The following is a 15444-nucleotide window of genomic DNA, read 5'->3' on the forward strand; positions in this document are numbered from 1 at the left end:
TTCTTGAAGGATGATCAAATGCTCAGGCGGTTCCCGGACATACGCCCGTTCACGATCGACGCGCCCGATGGAGTGTAGGCGCAGTGACGAACCACATCACCCGTATTGAGGCGTAATACGGCAGTTGTCGACGTGCCCTCGGAATTACCGGTCTCTTCCACCGAATTCACACCGACACGAACACCATTAACCTGGATTTGGGAGGAAAGATTATTCACAGATGGCGAGCATACCAAGAACGTATTCAATACATAAATGCCCGCATCAGCGGCTCCAATCGTGACTGATCCGGACGCCTCCGTAGACGCGGGAAGCACTAATGACTTTGAAGAATAGTTGGTGAGAACGATGACGCCAGCCGCGACAGATTGAGTGATGCCGGACATGATGAACGATCGGCTTCGACGCAACCCCATTACACGAAAGGCGGCACCATCATAGATGAGCTCTGTAATGCCCTGCATCTCCCCACCGATCAGGGGGTAACCATCTTGCGAAATGACGGGCCGATTACCCAGTCCGTTCAGGTTAAGTGTCGGCGCAACTCCCGAAACCACGGCGACATTGATACGGATTGGAGCGCCGACAATATCCGCATATGATTCCGGGGCGGGAGAAAGAGCCGCAGTGAACGCTGTGGCCGTCCCTCCAGCGACAGCATAATTCACCTTTCCGGATTGAACAGCATGAGCAAGCTGCAGTTCGTTCGCCGGTTCCATACCGGACTTTAAAATAAAATCGACGATTTCGCGTTGAGGGGTTTCGATCGCAGCCGCAGGGACAGGTGATCCACGGACAGCGCCAGGCACATCCTTGTCGACATACGATGCATTCGGATCGGTCGATCCGTAGGGAGGATGATATTTCATTGAAGGATCCGTTCAACTGGATAAGACAGGGATCGCCCATGCCGGCGAATGTTGTCGCAAAAGGCAAAGCAACCGTTCCGCTTCACCGTAGGAGAAGAGCGGGTCGTACCCGCACTCGCTTTCACCGGCCCGGAAATAGTCGACTGCCAAATCGGTTACCGTCACGAGCCAGTAAACTTCTTGCCTGACATGCCCGACTGTGTGCTCGCCACCGCATTCCGAAAAGCCGCATTCGAAGATTGCCGGCTCCTCGATTGTGATCGTAAAACCATAAGAAGCTGCGAGCCTTATGAAGTCCGGAGGAGTGACGATGGCGACCGCCATCAATTTCGCTTCGAGCGCCCGCAGTCTTGCCGCCACGCTCTCCTCATCGGCGGCACAGGCATCCGGAAGGCCGTATTCGACCTCCCAGTCGGGTAGCATCTCATCGACACCGAATACTGTGCTTTCATTAACGAGCTTGAACGCGCGCGCGTACAACCATTCCCAAGGCGAAATTAGCACTCGCGTGAAATCGGCGAGCCGGCTCGAAAGAGATATTGCCTGCCCATCTGGCGTGCCAAAGGCAGCACCAGGCGGCCAGAGCGAAACGGCGCCGCCGATAAGGTCATCGTTAGATGGCGAGGCCAGACTGTCCCATGCAGACGGAACACCGCCGGCAGGTGCACCGGCGCTGGCCACTGTGGTTCTGGTGTTCAATCCCGGATCACGAGCCAAAATCAAACTCCCCATTTACTGGAAACTGCCCACCTATCAGCACGATATCGGCGGCCGGCTCGACGAGGGTGTGCCGATCTTCTCCAGTCACTCCAGATATGATTTCCGAATACCAGCTACGGGAGACAGTGAAGCTGTCTCCGGTAAGTCCGGGGCGGCATCTGGCAAGATACATTGCAGTGATGCCGCTCTTGATGGCCGCCCGAATTTCAGCGGTATCACCGGAAAGACCCGTTATAGTGACGTCCACAGGGCGAGGAACCGGGGCCGTGGCGACACTGTCATCAACACGGATCAGCCTCTGCTCATCAATGACGGCCTGCACCGCCTCGACATCGGAGGCAAGGGGAATGTTGTCTTCCCGCCCGTTGAACAGAAAGTGCACGACAATGCCACCGGGTGAAGCGGGAACACGAAAAGCCCACGCTTTCAGCACGCCGGACACGCCCATCGCGATCCGCTCGTAATCCGTCAGGGTTCCGCCGCCAGGCGGGTTGCGCTTACGCTGCAGTCCGCGCTCCTTGAGGCTGTCAGCATCTTCTGCATCTGCTCCGCCACCAAGCCCGTCATCGTCGACCAGCCAACTGGTGCCGAGTGTGGGATAAAGACCAGGGTCAGCAAGAGATAAAAGGCCAGCGCTCGCACGGTTACCGGTCGCCCCTTTCACCTCGGCAACGATAGGGACCGCCAGTGCACCATCTGCGCCCGAGGTGACGGGCAATGTGGAGACATAGGTCACATTGCCGGAGACGAAGCGAATACCGGACGGATAAGTCGTCGAAGCTGCACCCGCGCCGGTAATCTCTCCGCGCGCAGTTGTTGCGGATCGCTGGTAGATGCCCACCTCGGCGGCATGGAGCTTGATCCAAGCAAGGCTTGTCGAGGTCGATAGAAGGATCTGTTTCGAGAGCCAGCCCATGCGCAGTTCGAATTCGTAGGAGATCACTGCAAGAACCTTGCCAACGATCGTCACGAAATTGTTCTTCAGCGCGGTATCCGTGCCGGGCATATATCGCCTGAAGGCGCCACGCACCGCAGCCGAGGCATCATTCAGCGAGCGGATATTCCACGCCATCTATCTGTCTCCATAACAGTCCGAATTTCTGGTTGAACACGGTCTCGCCGTCCCGGCCGTAGAGCGCGATATCGAGGTCGAGGCGGTTTTTCGCCCGGCTGGCGACGGAGGTCACATCGATGCGTGCAACTGCGCCCTGCGTCACGAGAGGCTGCAAGGCTTCGCGAGCATAGTCCTGCGCATCCACCTCGATGCCGTCGTAGATCGACTGCCGCCTCAACAGCCAAAGGCGAGAACCGAGAACATCTTCGCCGTCGAGACGATCGAAGCTGTCGCCGAGCCATCCGCGATTCTGCTCATCGTCCCGCAACTCGCTGTCCTCGACCCGACGATCCGTCATCAGAAGGATCAGCACCTGCGTTGCCAGTCCCTGCTCTGCGCGAAAATCACCCGGCGCAAACGCATGATCGAGATCGTTCAGCAAAAGATCGCCAACGAGGCCATCCCAGCCGAGATCGGGCGAACGATAGATTTCGTCCGCCTCGTCTAGAGGTATGATGCGAAGCATGTGGCTTTTCCTATACGGGTGCACCCGTTTGACCGGTTCCCGGAACAACACCGGTGTGGCAGTGGGTGTCGCCGATATCCTTGCCGTTATGGCGGACCGACCCGCCCTGAATATCAACACCATCGGCGGAGACAGTGAACGTCACACCGCCCTTGCGGATCTGGTAAGCGTTGCCCGCAACATCCACGACGATACCATCGCCCATGACCACCTTGATAATGTTGCCGGCAGCATCGTAAAGCGCCGAGCCGCCGCCAGGTATATCAGCCGGCCGATGGCCTGGATGCTCCAAACCGAGAACAACCGCGAAATCCGGATTGCCCGGAGACGGCAACAGAAGCCCTTTCGATCCCGCAGGTGGTGAAGAGGCAAAGCCGTGTGGCTCCGGGCGATGGATACGAGTGTATCCGTCATTGAACATTCCCCGCCCGGAAACAAATTGTTGGCCAGCCTTCTCTTCAAGGCGGCCATCAAAGTCGAAACGTATGAAGCCGCTCATTCGTCCTCGAAGTCCCCTTCATCGATCGCCGCAGCAGAATAGCCGGACGTCGTCTTGCCGCGCGGGTTCTCGCCGCCCAGTGCGCGAGGATCCGCGAGCGAAAGTGTCGCCCTCGTCATCTCCGCCTGCTCGAAATCAATATCCTTGATGATCATCCAGCCGTCGAGGCCAAGCCAGTCATCGTCAACGCAGACAAGGTAGTTTGGCTGCCAGAGCTTGCCTGCCTCATCGCGCCAGCCGCTGACAACAATCGTCGCGGTAGTACCGTTGCCTGCCGCCCGCCGCGCGTGCCATGCGGCACGTTTTTTCATGCGGCCGGTGGATGCTTCACCTTCGTGCCGCAAGATCAGCGTCCGCTTGCGGCTGATGCCGTTGTCCTTCGCCGACGACTGGCCACGAAACTGCTGCTTATCGCTGCCTTCCGTGGCCTGCCCGCGAACCTTGATGTCACTGTACCGGCCTTTTTCCGTAAAGCTGGCGCTGGAGCCAGGCAGGATGTTGACGCCCCGTTTCAGCTTGCCGGCATGCTTTCCGGCAGGCTTCGTCGCCAATTTGACGCGACCTTCCGGCGTGTCATGGATCAGAAGAGCCCTGCCCCGCGAACGACGCTCAATACTGGAAAACGCGCTCTCCCCGACCATGAGTTTGTGGCGCGCTTCTTTCGGCAATTCGCTGCCATCCGTCTCAATGCCGATTCCGTGGCTATCCAGATCCCTGGCAATATCGTCGAGGCTCTTGTCGAGAATTTCGCCGCTCGCATGTTCTGCCGAGCATTCGACAAAATCCACGGTCCGAGAGACGATGCCGCAGGAGAGCGACCGGCTTTCTTCATCGTAACCGGTATCGACGTCGCGCACATAGCCGGTAAGCAACAAATCGCCGCTCGCCGTGATCTTCGTCGGCTTGCCCGGCATGACGGGCAGGCCGGATCCCGTGATGACAAAATCGGCATTCGCGCTGCGCGCAGCCTCTTCTGCCGACACCCTGATATTGATGCGCATGATCGGCGGCAGGCCGTCGCAGACGACCGTCTCGAATGGTCCTGTCGAAATTTCCTGCATTATTTTTCCAGAGCATTGAAAGCCGATGGCATGAGCAGCGGCGTGGAAACGCCGGCGATTTCGACAAGGCTTTCAGCCCTGTTAGCATCGCCGTAAAGCTGGTAAGCGAGAAATGTAGAAGGCAGCGATATGCCTGTTTCGACCCGAACCACCGGAACCGCGTCTGCTGCCTGATCCGACACCAGGCGGACCGCCACATTCGTCAGGGCAGAGAGCCACATATAAAGATCGACACCGTCTGCACCCATGGCCGAAACCACACTCAGGGCAGCATCGCCAGCGGAGGCAATCCGGTCACGGCCCGCCCGCGCCTGCGGCCGGGAAATCCATTCCGCGCGCCCACCTGCGACAGCAAGTCCGGCGGCAAGCAAAACAGAGGCTGCGTTTGTGGTGTCTGCATCCTCGAATTGCCCGGATCGGAGGGTATCGAAGCCGGGTGCCGACGTAACACTCTCGGCAACGACCCGCATAATCGACAGGCTTTCCATCGCGAAATCATCAGCGGAAAGCATGGGGGCAGCATCAAGGCGCGCCGCGATATTTTCCGCATCGAGCGCATCCACGACAATGGTAGTAGCGAGACTGCCAAGCCAACCACATATTGCCTGTTTGTCAGCAGCCATCAGAACAACCTTCCGAATGCAGACGCGGCCACCGACAAGGCGCCGATAAAGGTGGTATCGACGTCGGCGAGGCTGAGAGAAGACAGAACCTCTCCGATAGCAGGTGCCGCGGTGAATTCGAACGCGACATACCCACGGCGATCCCGCTCCCGGGACCGGTGAAAATCCTCGACATAGGCAAGCTGACCAGCATCCATTGGAAGAACCAGCCTTCCGGGACCTGCGGCGAGACAAGCAGATGTTAAGAGCGAAGCGGAAATATCACTGGCATCGCCGAGGAGATAAGCCGTGACGCTGAACGAGGGCGTCTTGAGACCCATCTCCTCCATGCGTGTACGCCTGCCGCCAGCATATTCGTGCCGCGCCAGACGTTTTCCGCCGGACAAATCCTCGAAATCCACCCAGAAGCGGATACCGCGAAAACTGGCGGGCCGGAGCGTTGATGCCCAGTCTCTCATGTTTCGGTTCTCCGCTTAACGGGGTTTACTGTGCGCCAGTCGGCTTCGAGATATCCGGCGGGAAAGTCCTGCCGGTATCAGCGTTTGCGAGAGCTTTACCCCCCTGCGCGCCAATTGCGGTCGCATTGATCCGGAGGTTCTGCAACCTGTTGGCCGCATCCAGGAGTTTCTGTGCAGCAGCAGTCAATCCCGAGAGAAAGCTGTCGCCAGCGCTTTGCAGTTTTTGCGATCCGCTCTCGATGGCAGCAGCAGCAGTCTGACCTCCATCGGCAATTGACTTCCCAGCCTGGGTTCCCGCAACCTCGGTCGACTGTTCGAGACGCTCGCGAATTCCGCGAAACACATCCATGTTCGCAACTTCGGTCGATATCTTCTGTCCCGCCACTCGGCCTTGCCCGTACTCGCGGTACTGGCGCTGGAGATCGCTGGTAGCAGATGGTCCGGAGGCAATTTCTCTTGGGCGAGGTGCGGGGATGGGTGCGGAACCAGCAGGCAATGTCCGGTTGGTATATCCATGCCCACCGCCCGGGAAATCCCCGATAACAACCGGCCGCCCCTGACGGCCAGTCGAGGCACGAGGGCGGCGCGGATCGTCTCTGCCGGCCCCATATCTGGAAGCCCAATATTCGCCGAGAAACTTCTCGTCGCGGTATCCACCTTCATAGGCGAGATCCATCTCCTCTGTCGTGGAGATGACCCCAAGGTTCCGTCGGAACCAGCCCCACCCCCGCTTTTCCATGCCGCGCTGACGGGCGTTGTAGCGATCCAGCTGCTTGACGCCGCCATCCATGAGGGGTGTGACCGCAGGCGCGACACTTTCGCCCAAAGATGTTTTCAGTTTTTCCCAGCTGTTTGACATCCTGTCGATCGATGCTTGCGTGTCTCCGAAGATGCGGTTCACATCGCGAAAAACAGTGCCGTTGACTTCAGCGGAATTCATCGTGTCGATAAACCGCTTCAGGCTGTCGCTACTGGTCATCAGGGACTGCATGCCCAGACGGAATTCCTGATCGCTGAACAGCAGCGGAAGCTTGGAAAGGTCGCCCTTGATCGCCTCATTCGAGAGCCGGATGAACGCTGTGACGGCGTCTTCTCCGGTTTTCTTTGCGGCCTCCATCTCCTTTCGAAGATCGATGCCGAACTTGGCAAACTTCTTGCCCGTTTCTTCAGAATACATCTTGCCGAAGATGTTTTGCGCCTGAGTAGCGGCGCTGCTGGCGTCGCCTGTGTCCTCGCGGATCGTCTGAAGGATGGCAACAAGTTTCTTCAGACCATCCTCACCCTTGTAACCGAGCGTCGCGAAACTGTTTGCGAGGCCGGGGATGTATTGCGCCATATCCTTCAGTTCAAACTGGCCGGCCTTGCCGCCCATGACCATGATATCGAAGGCGCGCTGCATATTCTTCGTTTCGATCTTCAGGGCGTCGGCGGCCTTGAGACCGGTGTTGGCGATGTCCTGCGTTGCCGCGCCCGTGGCCTGCGCCGTGGCGAGTACGGAAGGCAGGAACGCCATCGCCTCATCCAGCGACTTGCCGGAAGCAACAAGCGTATCAATCGCCTCGATTGCGGGCTGCACGCTGTCGTAGTTCAGATCCTTCGCGATCTGCTGCGCCTGCGCGAAGGCCTCCTTTGTCTGCGCCGCCGACGCATCGGCCGTGATGCCGATGCGGGTCATCTGGCGTTCAAGCGCCGCAAAATCCTTGACCGTACCCGCAATCGCGCGGCCTACCTCATAGGCACCATAGCCGGCGATACCGGTTCGCAGCATCGTGCCGGCTTTGTTAAAGCCTTCGGCAGCGCGCTGCATTCCAGCCGAATGCCGATTGATCGACGCGACCTTGCGGTCGAAGTCGGACGCGGTCTTGTTGAACCGCGACATCTGACGCTCGATCTGGCCCATGCGGGTCGCGACGGAGCGGAAAGCAGGACTGGTGCTGTCCTTGCCATCGATCTCAAGCTCGGCGCGGATTTTCCGATTGGCCATGGATGCATCCTATCGAGGTAAGAGACGTTCGATTTCGTGAACGACACGCGGAAAGAAATAGTCTTCGATCACGCCAGCAAGGACATCGAGATAGACATCCGGATTGTTGGTGATGGCGTGGGCCGGGTTCGCTGCGAACAATTCGCGGATCTGCTCGCGCTTGCCGGTCGCAGACGACATTTGCGTGCCTGGCACCCGGCGAAATGCACCAACATGGCCGCTTTTCATGGCAGCGATGAAGGCGTGGCGATATGAGCCGCGAAGCTTCGCATAGACGCCGGATGCATTCTGCACTGCGCCAAGACGCTGCAAGGGTATCCAGCCGGACTCGGTAACAACCTTTGAGGTGTTACCACCAGCGTTGAAATGCGCCGTCGTCAGCGACGCGACCAGTTCGCGTGGCATTTGCGTGTGCGGACCGAGGCGGGCAACGATGCGTGATCTCGCGGTCTGGGCTACGCGCGTCATGGCACGGCGCATCGCTTTGGTGCGGATTTCACCGGGGAGCCGCCGGAAGGCGCGCTCCAGTTCCTCGAAATCCTTGCTGTTCATTTCCAGTCTCATGACCGGCTCCGTTTTCGTTCCGCGAAGAGGACAGCACGATTGCACCAGTGCGCGATTTCAGCGGCGGTCATGTTCTGTACCCGCATCGGGTCCCAGCCGAGTTGAAACACCATCAGATCGACGGCGTCAACAACCCCGGCTGCCGCATAAAAAAATCGCAAACAGCCTCGGCGACTTCGATCGCATCATGCGCCTCCAGTACCGAAAGTGCGTCATAGGATGGCGAAAGGCACACATTCAGGAGATGACGGTCAATCGCCTCATAGTGCGTGACGACCATCGGCTGACCGGCAACCACGTGCGTTTCACGCGGTTCACCGATGCCGTCCATGTAGATCTCTTTGTATGTTGGCGCCCGAAGCCGAACTTCCGAGAATGGTTGAACTCCCGGAAACTCATATTTCCGAGAAAGAGAGATGATCCTTTCCGTCATGGCCGCCCCTTATCCGCGACGGTATGTTTCGCCGACGATCAGGAGGCCAGAAAGCTCACCGTTCAACCGGTTGGAACTGGGTTCGCCGCTGAAAAACGCATTGAAGTAATAATGCGTCACCCCCGTAAACTCTTCCTGGATGGTGAAATTCTGACGAGGAGCGGTCATGAGCGCATTGAAATCGACGTCCGACGCATCCTTGAATGTCACCTCGGCGCGCGGCGCGGTCGGCGTGCCGACGCGATCGGTTGAACCGTCCTGATTGGTGATAGCTTCGTTTGATTGCCCTGCCGACAGCACGGTAAAATTGCCGCGCAGCGACAGAAGTGGACCACTCGCGAGACGGACGGTCATGCGCCCGCCAAAATCATTTCCTGCCATGGGTGTTCTCCGCAGATGGGATCAAAGAGAGAAAGAGGCGGAGACCGCCTCAAAGCTGAGCGTAGACGCGAGCAAGGCCGGCGAAGATATCGAGCGGGTTGACGCGATCCATCGGCAGGACAATGTCCACCCGGTTCGGATTGTCGAGATTGCGGGTAACGGTAATCTGCGCAGCGATATCGTTGCCGAATTCCAGAACACCGCGCCGCGAAAGGTCGATGCAGGCATGCACCAGCGTCGCCTTTATATCGAGGACCGTGACCAGGGTGGGCAGGTTCGCCGGATTGTCGTCGGCAATCGCCTTATTGGAATGCTCGTAGGCCAGCTGCGCGCGAATGAATTTCAGGGCATAGGTCAACTGGTAGACCGCCTGAATATCACGGAGAGCCGTGTCCGGCACGCCGTTCGTCGTCTGCTGCTGGGTGATGATCTTGTCGATGATCACGTCGCCGCTGCGATCAACCTTCCACGCCGAAACGCCGTTCTGCAGCCACGCATTGCGCGTCGGGTAATCCGGCCAGTAATTGCGATCACGCGGGGCGATCACACCGCTGACGACAAGGCCGGACTGATTTGCGGAAACGCGACCATCGGAGCCGGAGCCGAGCATGGGCAGCGCCCGTGACACAACGGCGCTGACTGCTTCGTAGTCGGGGGTGCCATTGCCGCCGCCCGAAAGGATCGGGATCAGCGACAGATGCCATGTGTCGCGCGCCAGACCCTTCGTATTCACCTGACTGTCGGTGCCCGTGAAGGGATAGAAGGCATGGCCGTAAAGCTGCTGATCATATCCCCAGCGTGATGTCACGAACGCATCGAGTAGCGCCACGGCGGCATCGTCACTGAATGCGGAAACGATCGCCTCGAAAGGATCGTCGCCCATCGCGGCGAGGATGGCGGAAAGGTCCGGATTGCCTGCACCTGGCGTTGTCGTTGCCGCCGTCAGGTTGGCGCTGGTAAAGACGTTCCCGCCTTCCAGAACCGGAATGAAGATGTCGAGCCTGCCCGCATAGGCACCCTTGTGCCGTGCCGTGAGGGTGACAACGTTCGTGGCCACCGTCGCCGTGAAAGGCAAGCTCTTCTTCGTGAGCGCATTGAAATAGGCGTTGATCGCCGCAGCAAGCGCCGAGGCCGTATCGTTCGCCGAGGTCCCGGCGGCGATATCGATCGATACGCTTTCGCCGGCGACCTGAACCACGGCCTGTCCGCCCGCCGCAGGAATGGCGCCGACAGTCAATGTCCGGACTTCCGCCGTGCCGGTATCGGCGACGCGGCCAAGGTAGATCACCTGCGCCGGCGCATTCTTTCTGGCGCGGATGAACATGCTTTCCAACATCGAACCGCGACCGGCAAGACGACGGGCTTCATTGACGGTGCTGCAGATGGCGATCTGGCCTTCAGCAAGAGCGCCGCCGGCGATGCCGAAGCCGAGCAGGATTTCGTTCAGTTCAGAGGAGAACTGCCCGCCGGACTCGATATCGAAGGCGAGCAGCGGTGCGACGATATTGTCGGGAATGTTGTTCACCATCGGGGTCAATCCTTCCTGGACGGTTTCACGGTTTCGGCCGGCGTTTCTTCGGCCTGTTCTTTTTCGACCAGGTCACCGGTCTCGATCATGCGGCGATGCTGGCGCGAAAGCGGATCGATGGGACGGCCACCTTCCGGCCAGCCGCCGGGGATGGCGCACCCTTTGGCCGCCACATAAATCTTGGACATTGGAAATCTCCGGTCAGGGGATCAGGTCGTTTTGACCTATTTCAAGCGAGGTGCTGCCCGGTCCAGCCGTCACACCGTGAATAGTGCTCAGCTGATCGGGGTTTTCAGCCGCAAAACAGGCTGCCAGTTCGGCAAGCTTCTGTTTTGCGTAACTGCCGTCAGGCAATGCTGCCGCAACCGACCCGAGCGGCTCAGGCAGGCCGGGGCGGCTCATGTCGAAATCGTCATCGCCGATTGCGAGGTTAAAGGTGCAGAAAATCCGCTGCCAGCGAAGGCCGAATTCCGGAACGGCGTGCGTCTCTTCGTCAACGCGCAACACCTGCTTGACGAGTTTTCTCCATGGCGCTCCGGCTGCGCTGAATTCAAGACGGCGTCGAACCTGCGCAACCAGGGCAGCAAGAACAAGTCTTGCCTCAACATCGGTACCTGCCGTCATGGCGTCGACATAATCCGTGCCGCCTTCGCGAGTGATGACCGCAAGCTCTGCCATGACAAGCAGCGAAACAGTAGCTTCAGTGTCATCGAAACCCGAAGCTGCGCCAGCGGCGTCCGCACTGCTTTTTTGCGTATAGACCGAGAGAACGGGCGTGTATTTCCGCTCCTGATCAATTTCGGTCAACGTAGGCCCGCGGCTATCAAATACGCGCGAGCCGGCCAGCGTCGGAAAATTCCCGCCTTCAGGAATATTGCTCGGCCTCAGAAGCTCGATTGCCACCAGCCTTACAGCTTCAGCCGCCAACATTCCTCACCTCCGAGACAAACCACGCAGGCCTGCTTGATCCATCCTTGCGCGAGGCCTCGACGCGCCAGGTCTTCTCGCCAACCACGATATGATCGCCCATTCTGGGCGACCATGGCCACAATCCTACATGGGCGGTGATGACGGCGTCGTAAGAGATGACCCCGTTACCCGACTGCGGGTCAGCAGACGGATACCTCCGGATGATGTCGCTTGTCGGCTCGAGATCGACAGAACACATGAAATCAAACGGCGCGCGCGCCGGGTCATCCTGTTCTGAATGATTGACGGTGGCACCCGGTCGCCTTCCTATCAGGCGACCGGTTTTGGTATCGAAGGTCGCCGCGCAGGCGTCTTCCGTGAAGGCCCGTGCGGCTTCCCAGTCAACCATTGCGATCAAGCTTTCAGGAGCAAAAGTTCCGCCTCGGCGGCACTGAGATCGACCTGAGCCGCATCAAGCGCTACAGTATCTGTCCCAGCCGCCGTTACCGCAGCCTTCGCGTTTTCGACCTTCTTTTCAGCCGCATCGATCTCTTCGGCTTTCTTCTTTGCAGCTGCGTCCGCCTCGGACCTCTTTTTTACTGCGGCGTCGGTTTCGGATTTTTCGTCGCTGTCGGAAGATTTGCCTGTGACAGCGATAGCAAAACGATCATCAATAAGGTGCTGGCCATAGTCGACGGGGACTTTGACAGGCTCGTGCGGCGAGCAAACCTTGTCTTCTTTGAGGGACAATACCGCGGCGGGGATAATTCCCCCACGCGGGAACGCAATCGACATTGTTTTCTTTGACATGGATTGTTCCTCTTCCTGTTTCACCGCGCCAAACAACATGACGCTGCAAAACAGGAAGCCCATAAGGCTTCCTGTTCGACTGTATTTCTGGAGTGCCGCCCGATCAGGTCAGGGTCAACCTGCGCAGTGTCTGAGGGCGCGTGCAAACCGAAATTGCATTCATCTGCACTTCGAGATCGTAACCCTTGCCGTTGCGCTTCTCGATCGCACGACTATAGAACGGCAGTCCGGGGGTGTTGACCGTTTCATTGTAATCGGCCGGCGCGAACCTGGTGATAAACAGGTCAGGGACACCTTCCATTACCACCCGAGCCTCGTTGTGGGCGATGTAGGGAGAACCGAGATCTGCCGTCGCCTTGGCGCCGGTTTTGTATCGCTCCCACGTCGCGCCGCCCCAGACGAAGCTGTCCGGAACATCCTGACGAAGAACGGCCGCGCCGGAATTGTACAGGAATGTTTCCCGGACGGATTTGTGCTGCCAGAGAGCCTTGTGGAAATCGCGCCCGGTAAAAACCCTGATTCCTCCATAGGCTTCATCGAGAGAATCTTCGAGCGAGTAAATCACATCCTGCCAGAGACTGGTAACGACCGTGCTGTCGACATCCAGCTCGAGAGATACAGCTGCCGGCACTGCCAGTCCGAACAGGTTATAGAGATCAACGAGAACACCGCCGGACTTGGATGTAACGATGCCCTTGATGGCGCCCACTCGCTGGTGTTCCAGGGTCATCGTCAGATCCCGTGCATGGCGCTGCGCCTTGCGATTGACGCGACCCTCAAGATTTTCGAGGCTGCTTTCAGTACCGAACTCGCGGACATTCTGCACTTCGTCAGCGGCGATACTGTCATCCCGCTGATAATGCGGGACGCCGATGATGTGCTTGCTACGATCGTCGTCGCCTGTCGTTTCGCCGGAACCACCGCGAGAGGTCGGCTCGACGAGGCTGAGTTTTCCGTTGCGCATTTCGATCGAAACGCTCGTCGTCGAAACGCTGTCTTCTTCAAAAAGCGCCGCTGCGGAAATCTGACCGGGGCGATAGGGCTCGGCGTTGACGGCGGCAGTGAGGCTCTCAAGGCTGAAAGGATCGCCGGTATGTGCGTTTGGTGCGGCCATGGATCAGATCTCCTTATCGGGCCTTGATGGTCACGGCACGAAGCTGTGTCAGCTTCGCAGCGCGCTTGGTTGCGTCGTCGACACTGGCGTCGAACACCAGCATCGGATTTTTCACCTCAGCGTCATTGGTGATGCAGACCGCTTTAACGTCGGTTGAAGTCGCATCGACTTCGTAGCCGAGGATAGCGATGGCGGTTTCCGCCCCCTCCTTGCCGACGACGCTCGCGTTTGGAGAAGCAACATATTTGCTGCTCGCCGTCACCTTACCGAGAACGGTGCCCGCAAGAAGCTTGCCAGCCCCGGATGCGATGGTGAGAACCTCGCGAGAAAGGTATCCGTTCGCTTCGGACAGCAGGACGGCCAAATCGCGCGGAGTTTCAGTCATGGAAATGGCCATGGATCATTCTCCCTTGGTCTGGTTACGGCGCGCCGCAAAGATCGCGTCGCGATTGATCTTCGGCGATGCCTTTGCAGCGGACGAGGCAGAACCCGGCATGGCCAGGCTGGCGGCCGCAAGACGCTGTTGCTCGTAGGTTCTCGCAGAGCCCGCTTCTCCTTCTCCTGCCTTCGAGGATGCAGCCTGTGCGGCGGGAACATTCGCGGACACGAAGGCGATAACGGCTTCCGCTGTCATCTGCGGGGATGCGCCGGCAAGCTCGATTGCAGCATTCAGGCGGCCGGCGTCTCCCTTGATGCCTTCAGCGGAGGCAATGGCGTTGATGCGGCCCATGGCCGCAGCGAAACCGTCGTCGCCACCGGAAGCAGCTGTGACGACGGCGGCGAGTGCTCCAGCCGCGGCGGACGCCGGGCCGGACTGGGACTGTTGGACAGTCATGTCACCTCCAGTGGTGGGTTGAGCCGCGCAAGGCGGCGGGTCGGAAGGCGGAGCTTTCGCGCCGGTTTCACCTTCGTTCTCAAACATGAGAACGTCGGCCGTCGATCCGGGAAGCACCGCCGCCCGAATGGCATCTATCAGACTTGACATTGCGTTCATCTCCTTTGGACCGCCTTCACAAAGGCGTCGAAGGTTGCCAGTGGATCACCGACAGCGTCGATGAGGCCGATCTTCAAGGCATCACCCGCTTCGTAGATATCCGCTTCAGTCGCAAGCGCGGATGCTTTTGTGATGCGGCCGGAGCGGCCTTTGCCGACAACTTCAGCAAATTTTTGCCGCATCACTTCGGCCTGCCCACGCCAGCGCCCAGCCAGAGCGGCGGAAAGAGGCTCATACGGGTTTCCGTCAGCCTTTTTTCCTCCGGCACGAATGATCGTAACTTTGATCCCGGAATCGTCCAGCGCCTTGGAATAGTCGGCATGCAACATGATGACGCCAATAGATCCTGCCCCCCCGAATTCCGGCATCACGACAGAACGCGCTTGCGAGGCCAGCAAATAGCCAGCGGAATAAGCGAAGTCAGTGAGGATCGAAATGGTGGGCTTCTCCTTCGACAGGAGGGCCATGGCTGAAGCGACCTCGAAGGCACCATTCACCTGGCCTCCATAGCTGTCGACCTCAAACACCACGCCTCTGACATCAGGACTTCGGCGGGCCATGGCGATCTGGGCAAGCAGCCCCTGATAACTCGTCTGCCCTGAATTAGCACCAATCCACCCGCCTTTGTGCACAAGGGTGCCTTCGATCGGAATGATCGCCACCCCCTGGTAAAGATCAAATGGCAGCAGATTGGCGCCCGTGTAGGCCCTCTCAAGACGGTTGCCAACTTTTCCCGCCAAGGGACGCCCATTTCCTCCCGCCACATGACTGACAGCATCACCGGGATTGGAAACCACAACGGTGTCGCCCGCGATTCTACTGCCCAGTCCATGCAAAAAAGCCTCAGCTTTTCTGGCGTCGTACATCAGTGGCGTATTAAAAACCTGCTGGGCAATATGGGCATAACTCAAGCTCAT

General features: G+C 58.7%; 21 protein-coding genes. All 21 read right to left on the reverse strand.

Going from position 1 to position 15444, the window contains the following annotated elements; translation table 11 throughout:
* Window positions 1-14 precede the first annotated feature (14 nt).
* Window positions 15-869: a hypothetical protein gene (locus FY152_17615; GenBank protein UXS33981.1), complete on the reverse strand. Its 855-nt coding sequence runs from the start codon at window positions 867-869 to the stop codon at window positions 15-17.
* A 12-nt stretch (window positions 870-881) separates the two neighbouring features.
* On the reverse strand, window positions 882-1586 hold the full coding sequence (locus FY152_17620; GenBank protein ID UXS33982.1) for a DUF2313 domain-containing protein: 705 nt from the start codon (window positions 1584-1586) through the stop codon (window positions 882-884).
* The gene (locus FY152_17625; GenBank protein ID UXS33983.1) at window positions 1576-2661 is read right to left on the reverse strand and encodes a hypothetical protein; all 1086 of its coding nucleotides are present in this window, start codon (window positions 2659-2661) and stop codon (window positions 1576-1578) included. The genes FY152_17620 and FY152_17625 overlap by 11 nt, the downstream gene beginning before the upstream one ends.
* Window positions 2633-3169, reverse strand: coding sequence for a hypothetical protein (locus FY152_17630; protein ID UXS33984.1), 537 nt, complete (start codon window positions 3167-3169; stop codon window positions 2633-2635). The genes FY152_17625 and FY152_17630 overlap by 29 nt, the downstream gene beginning before the upstream one ends.
* Before the next feature lie 10 nt (window positions 3170-3179).
* A complete protein-coding gene (locus FY152_17635) occupies window positions 3180-3668 on the reverse strand; it encodes a hypothetical protein (protein UXS33985.1) in 489 nt (162 codons plus the stop codon).
* Window positions 3665-4669, reverse strand: coding sequence for a hypothetical protein (locus FY152_17640; protein UXS33986.1), 1005 nt, complete (start codon window positions 4667-4669; stop codon window positions 3665-3667). The genes FY152_17635 and FY152_17640 overlap by 4 nt, the downstream gene beginning before the upstream one ends.
* 59 nt (window positions 4670-4728) lie before the next feature.
* Complete coding sequence (locus FY152_17645) at window positions 4729-5352, reverse strand: hypothetical protein (protein UXS33987.1); 624 nt, start codon at window positions 5350-5352, stop codon at window positions 4729-4731.
* On the reverse strand, window positions 5352-5810 hold the full coding sequence (locus FY152_17650; protein UXS33988.1) for a hypothetical protein: 459 nt from the start codon (window positions 5808-5810) through the stop codon (window positions 5352-5354). The genes FY152_17645 and FY152_17650 overlap by 1 nt, the downstream gene beginning before the upstream one ends.
* A 25-nt stretch (window positions 5811-5835) precedes the next feature.
* Entirely contained in the window at window positions 5836-7794 is a 1959-nt protein-coding gene (locus tag FY152_17655) for a phage tail tape measure protein (GenBank protein UXS33989.1), read from the reverse strand.
* Window positions 7795-7803: 9 nt separating this feature from the next.
* Window positions 7804-8358 (reverse strand): hypothetical protein, encoded by a 555-nt coding sequence (locus FY152_17660; GenBank protein UXS33990.1) that lies wholly within the window; start codon window positions 8356-8358, stop codon window positions 7804-7806.
* Between the two features lie 112 nt (window positions 8359-8470).
* Window positions 8471-8689 (reverse strand): hypothetical protein, encoded by a 219-nt coding sequence (locus tag FY152_17665; protein UXS33991.1) that lies wholly within the window; start codon window positions 8687-8689, stop codon window positions 8471-8473.
* Between the two features lie 111 nt (window positions 8690-8800).
* Window positions 8801-9172 (reverse strand): hypothetical protein, encoded by a 372-nt coding sequence (locus FY152_17670; protein UXS33992.1) that lies wholly within the window; start codon window positions 9170-9172, stop codon window positions 8801-8803.
* Window positions 9173-9221: 49 nt separating this feature from the next.
* Entirely contained in the window at window positions 9222-10700 is a 1479-nt protein-coding gene (locus FY152_17675; GenBank protein UXS33993.1) for a hypothetical protein, read from the reverse strand.
* 5 nt (window positions 10701-10705) lie between these two features.
* Window positions 10706-10888, reverse strand: coding sequence for a hypothetical protein (locus tag FY152_17680; protein ID UXS33994.1), 183 nt, complete (start codon window positions 10886-10888; stop codon window positions 10706-10708).
* A gap of 13 nt (window positions 10889-10901) precedes the next feature.
* Window positions 10902-11630: a hypothetical protein gene (locus FY152_17685; GenBank protein ID UXS33995.1), complete on the reverse strand. Its 729-nt coding sequence runs from the start codon at window positions 11628-11630 to the stop codon at window positions 10902-10904.
* Window positions 11617-12018, reverse strand: coding sequence for a hypothetical protein (locus FY152_17690; protein UXS33996.1), 402 nt, complete (start codon window positions 12016-12018; stop codon window positions 11617-11619). The genes FY152_17685 and FY152_17690 overlap by 14 nt, the downstream gene beginning before the upstream one ends.
* Before the next feature lie 5 nt (window positions 12019-12023).
* A complete protein-coding gene (locus FY152_17695) occupies window positions 12024-12482 on the reverse strand; it encodes a hypothetical protein (GenBank protein ID UXS33997.1) in 459 nt (152 codons plus the stop codon).
* Window positions 12483-12522: 40 nt separating this feature from the next.
* Window positions 12523-13533 carry a major capsid protein gene (locus FY152_17700; protein UXS33998.1) on the reverse strand — a complete coding sequence of 337 codons (1011 nt, stop codon included), beginning with the start codon at window positions 13531-13533 and terminating at the stop codon, window positions 12523-12525.
* Between the two features lie 13 nt (window positions 13534-13546).
* A complete protein-coding gene (locus FY152_17705) occupies window positions 13547-13918 on the reverse strand; it encodes a head decoration protein (protein ID UXS35096.1) in 372 nt (123 codons plus the stop codon).
* 15 nt (window positions 13919-13933) lie between these two features.
* On the reverse strand, window positions 13934-14368 hold the full coding sequence (locus tag FY152_17710; GenBank protein ID UXS33999.1) for a hypothetical protein: 435 nt from the start codon (window positions 14366-14368) through the stop codon (window positions 13934-13936).
* A gap of 155 nt (window positions 14369-14523) precedes the next feature.
* The gene (locus tag FY152_17715) at window positions 14524-15444 is read right to left on the reverse strand and encodes a S49 family peptidase (GenBank protein ID UXS34000.1); all 921 of its coding nucleotides are present in this window, start codon (window positions 15442-15444) and stop codon (window positions 14524-14526) included.

The organism is Agrobacterium tumefaciens, assembly GCA_025560025.1.
Lineage (GTDB): Bacteria > Pseudomonadota > Alphaproteobacteria > Rhizobiales > Rhizobiaceae > Agrobacterium.